At 64.8% G+C, this 4,361-nt stretch carries 3 protein-coding genes and 1 pseudogene; 2 read left to right on the top strand and 2 right to left on the bottom strand.

Annotation, left to right across the window (positions count from 1 at the left end):
• Both DBR23_RS02295 and recQ read right to left on the bottom strand, forming a co-directional pair.
• Positions 1 to 393 (bottom strand): annotated as a pseudogene (locus DBR23_RS02295) (hypothetical protein); the annotation flags it as partial.
• A gap of 132 nt (positions 394 to 525) precedes the next feature.
• Positions 526 to 2,385 (bottom strand): DNA helicase RecQ, encoded by a 1,860-nt coding sequence (gene recQ, locus DBR23_RS02290; protein ID WP_056057719.1) that lies wholly within the window; start codon positions 2,383 to 2,385, stop codon positions 526 to 528.
• A 185-nt stretch (positions 2,386 to 2,570) separates the two neighbouring features.
• Between recQ and DBR23_RS02285 the strand changes: the two genes are divergently transcribed.
• Positions 2,571 to 3,635, top strand: a complete 1,065-nt coding sequence (locus tag DBR23_RS02285; protein WP_108497182.1) for a homocysteine S-methyltransferase family protein — start codon at positions 2,571 to 2,573, stop codon at positions 3,633 to 3,635.
• Positions 3,636 to 3,811: 176 nt separating this feature from the next.
• On the top strand, positions 3,812 to 4,361 hold a 550-nt coding region (ttcA, locus tag DBR23_RS02280), incomplete at its 3' end, for a tRNA 2-thiocytidine(32) synthetase TtcA (RefSeq protein WP_108497181.1).

Below are 4,361 nucleotides of genomic sequence, written 5' to 3'. Positions count from 1 at the left end.
CCGGGAGATGGCTTTCTCGGATTCACCCGGGAGAGTGATGTAGCCCGTGGCTCCGCTGGTGAAACGGAACCGTACCGTGCCAACGGTTCCCGCCTCTTTCCCTGACAGCGGGCCGCTGCCCAGGTAGCGCCCCCCGGTGTAACGAATCAAGGGCGCTGCGACCTGATCATTCGCTATCTTGCCTGTTGCCAAATAGAAGGTGGGTTGTCCGCTGCTTTCGTAGGCATACATCTGCATCACGAACGTGTCGTTCTGCACGTCAATCGCCAGCCCCCGCCCTGGCTTGCCATCCAGTTCAGAGCTCACGACCCAGGTCCCTGCCTGTGGTGCAAATGCTTGCGCCAGGCCCGCTCCCGATAGCAATACGACAGCTATCAATTTCTTGGAATGCATCCCTCTCTCCCTCTCTTGAATACAGCAGTGGTGGTTAGACAATCCAACTGAATGTATCCCTTTTCAGCGGCCGCACAGCAAACTAAATTGCCAGCAGATTCAGGGGGACACGCGTCGCAGATGTGACAGAAATCAGCGACCTTCCACCACCCTCAGCACCTCCGCCCCATACGCCTCCAGCTTCTTCGCCCCCATGCCGCTGATGCCCTGCAGGTCGTCCAGGGACGCGGGGTTGCGCTCGGCAATCGCAGCCAGTGTGGCGTCGTGAAAGATCACATACGCGGGCAGGTTGTGCTCGCGTGCCACTTCGGCGCGCCAGGCCTTGAGGTTGATGAAGCGCACCTGTGCGTCGGGTCCCAGATTGGCGGCAGCGGCTGGCGGTGAGCTGCCCTTGCGGGTGCGCTTGGCGGGGGCGGACGACACCGATTCGCGCAGCTGCACCGGCACCTCGCCCTTGAGCACGGCGCGCGAGCCCTCGGTGAGGCACAGGGTGTCAAAGCTGTGGCCGCTGTCCAGCATCACCTTCTGCAGGCCCAGCGCGCCCGTGGCGATCAGCTGGCGCAGCACGCCGCGCAGCTGGGGCTCGGTCAGGTCTGCGCCAATGCCGAAGGTGGAGATTTTTTCGTGCCCGAACTGCGCGACCTTCTCGGTCTTCTTGCCGCGCAGGATGTCCATGATGTGCCCCGTGCCAAAACTGATGCCGCTGGCCTGGTTCACACGGTAGATGGTGGACAGCAGCTTGCGGGCGGCATCGGTCGCATCCCACACGGCGGGCGGGCTGATGCAGTTGTCGCAGTTACCGCACGGCGTGGACTGCTCGCCAAAGTAGGCCAGCAGCCGCACGCGGCGGCAGTCGGTGGCCTCGGCCAGCGCCAGCAGCGCGTCGAGCTTGCCGCGCAGCGCCTGCTTGAACTCCTCGCCCGCGGGGCTCTCGTCGATCATGCGGCGCTGGTTGACCACGTCGTTCAGGCCATAGGCCATCCAGGCATCGGCGTTCAGGCCGTCGCGGCCCGCGCGGCCGGTCTCCTGGTAGTAGCCCTCGATGTTCTTGGGCATGTCCACGTGGGCCACAAAGCGCACGTCGGGCTTGTCGATGCCCATGCCAAAAGCGATGGTGGCCACCATCACGATGCCCTCCTCGCGCAGAAAGCGGTCCTGGTTCTTCTGTCGCACCTTGGTGTCCAGCCCCGCGTGGTAGGGCAGGGCGGTGATGCCCGCGTCGCTCAGGGTGGACGCCAGCTCCTCCACGCGCTTGCGCGACTGGCAATACACCACGCCCGCCTCGCCCGCGTGCTCGCGCTCGATGAACCGCAGCAGCTGGGTGGTGGCGTCCTTCTTCTCGACGATGGTGTAGCGGATGTTGGGCCGGTCGAAGCTGCTGATGAACAGCCGCGCGTCTTCCAGCTGAAGCCGCTCGATGATGTCGGCGCGTGTGAGGTCGTCGGCCGTGGCCGTGAGCGCAATGCGTGGCACGCCCGCATAGCGCTCGTGCAGCACCGTGAGCGCGCGGTATTCGGGGCGAAAGTCGTGGCCCCACTGGCTCACGCAGTGTGCCTCGTCGATGGCAAACAGCGAGAGGTGACCGCCTTCGTACAGGCTATCGAGCAGGCCCAGAAAACGCGGCGTATTCAGCCGCTCGGGCGCGGCGTACAGCAGGGTGATGTCGCCAGTCTGCAGGCGCAGCTCCACATCCTGCGCCTCGTCAAAACTCAGCGTAGAGTTCAAAAAGGCCGCATCCACCCCCGCCTCGTGCAGTGCCCCTACCTGGTCGTGCATCAGCGCGATCAGCGGAGAGACCACGATGGTCACCCCGCGCCCCTGCCGCTGGCGCACGATGGCCGGCACTTGGTAACACAGGCTCTTGCCGCCGCCGGTGGGCATGAGCACCAGCGCATCGCCACCGGCGATCACATGCTCAACAATGGCCTGCTGCGGGCCGCGAAACTGCTCGTAGCCAAAAACGTCCTGCAAAACGGCATGGGCAGGGGACAGCGCGGGAGACGGGCGAGAGGACAAGCGGATACTCTGAAATAGATAGCTACAAGCGCATATAAATCAAGCGCTTGGTGCCGATACGGCCAGTATTTTCTGGCGCGCCAGGGCTTGGCCCTGAGCGCGGCAGGCGCATATTGTGCGCTGCAAGGGCGCAGGGGCCGCACTTTCTACAATAGGGTCCTATGCAAGCCCTCCACTACACACGCGCCGCGCAACTCCCCGATATCCTTGCCCAACGCATCGTCATCCTCGACGGCGCCATGGGCACCATGATCCAGCGCTTCAAGCTGGGCGAGGCGCAGTACCGGGGCGAGGGCTACACCGGGCCGGATGGCGCGGGGGACCGGTTCAAGGACTTTGCGTACGACGTGAAGGGCAACAACGAGCTGCTCAGCATCACCCGGCCCGACGTGATCCGCGACATCCACGAGCGCTACCTGGCCGCTGGCGCCGACCTCATCGAGACCAACACCTTCGGCGCAACCACCGTGGCGCAGGAGGACTACCACATGGCCGAGCTGGCGCGCGAGATGAACCTGCGCTCGGCCCAGCTGGCGCGCGCCGCTTGCGACAAATACAGCACGCCCGACAAGCCCCGCTTCGTGGCCGGCGCCCTGGGCCCCACGCCCAAGACGGCCAGCATCAGCCCCGATGTGAACGACCCCGGTGCGCGCAACATCGACTTTGAAACCCTGCGCGCTGCCTACTACGAGCAGACCGAGGCGCTGGTCGAAGGCGGCGCCGACGTGCTGCTGGTCGAGACCATCTTCGACACCCTGAACGCCAAGGCGGCGCTGTTCGCGATTGACGAGTTCTTTGAAACGAGCGGCGAGCGCCTGCCGCTCATCATCAGCGGTACCGTGACCGACGCCTCGGGCCGCATCCTGTCGGGCCAGACCGTCACCGCCTTCTGGCACAGCGTGCGCCACTCGCGCCCGCTGGCCATTGGCCTCAACTGCGCCCTGGGCGCCACGCTGATGCGCCCCTACATCCAGGAGCTGAACCGGGTGGCCGAGGACACGTTCATCAGTTGCTACCCCAACGCCGGCCTGCCCAACCCCATGAGCGACACCGGCTTTGACGAGACGCCCGAGATCACCAGCCGCCTAGTGCACGAGTTTGCGGCCGAGGGGCTGGTCAACATCCTGGGCGGCTGCTGCGGCACCACGCCGGACCATATTGGCGCCATTGCCAAGGCGGTGGCCGATGTGCCTACGCGCAAGATGTTCTACCCCGCAGAAGCCTGAATTTGAGTCGAATTGGCTGCTAGCGCTTATCCATCAGGCGCAAGAAGCTATAAAAATGATAGTGATTGCCGTGCCAGCGCAGTGCGGCGGCCCATTGCAAGGCGCCGCCGGGTGCGGCAACCTTGCAATCCCCCTTCATTGCGCCTTCCCGTTTCGCCGTCTGGTCCGTTCACCCCATGCTTGATACCGCCACCCCGCCCGCCTCTTCCTTTGTGGAGGGCGACGACGCAGCCGCAGCGGCCGCCAAGGCTGCCGCCCACGCCGCGCTCAAGCTCGAAAAGCGCCTGGTGCGCCAGGTGGCCCAGGCCATCACCGACTTTGGTCTGATCGAAGACGGCGACAAGGTCATGGTCTGCGTCTCGGGCGGCAAGGACAGCTACGCCATGCTCGACGTGCTGCGCATGCTGCAGCAGCGCAACGGCCACAAGTTCGAGCTGATCGCCGTCAACCTCGACCAGAAGCAGCCCGGCTTTCCGGCCCACGTGCTGCCGGAGTATCTGACGCAGGTCGGCGTGCCCTTTCACATCGAAACGCAGGACACCTACAGCGTCGTCAAGGAGCACATCCCCGAAGGCAAGACCATGTGCAGCCTGTGCAGCCGACTGCGCCGGGGCATCCTGTACCGCGTGGCCGACGAGCTGGGGTGCACCAAGATCGCGTTGGGCCACCACCGCGACGACATGCTGCAGACGTTCTTCCTCAACATGTTCTTCGGCGGCAAGCTCA

It is taken from the genome of Acidovorax sp. HMWF018 (genome assembly GCF_003061035.1).
Lineage (GTDB): Bacteria > Pseudomonadota > Gammaproteobacteria > Burkholderiales > Burkholderiaceae_C > Acidovorax > Acidovorax delafieldii.
This window is presented reverse-complemented; position numbering and strand designations above follow the sequence as displayed.

Coding starts and splice junctions, on each gene's coding strand:
- DBR23_RS02285 (WP_108497182.1), top strand. CDS start 2,571: ATGCAAGCCCTCCACTACACACGCGCCGCGCAACTCCCCGATATCCTT.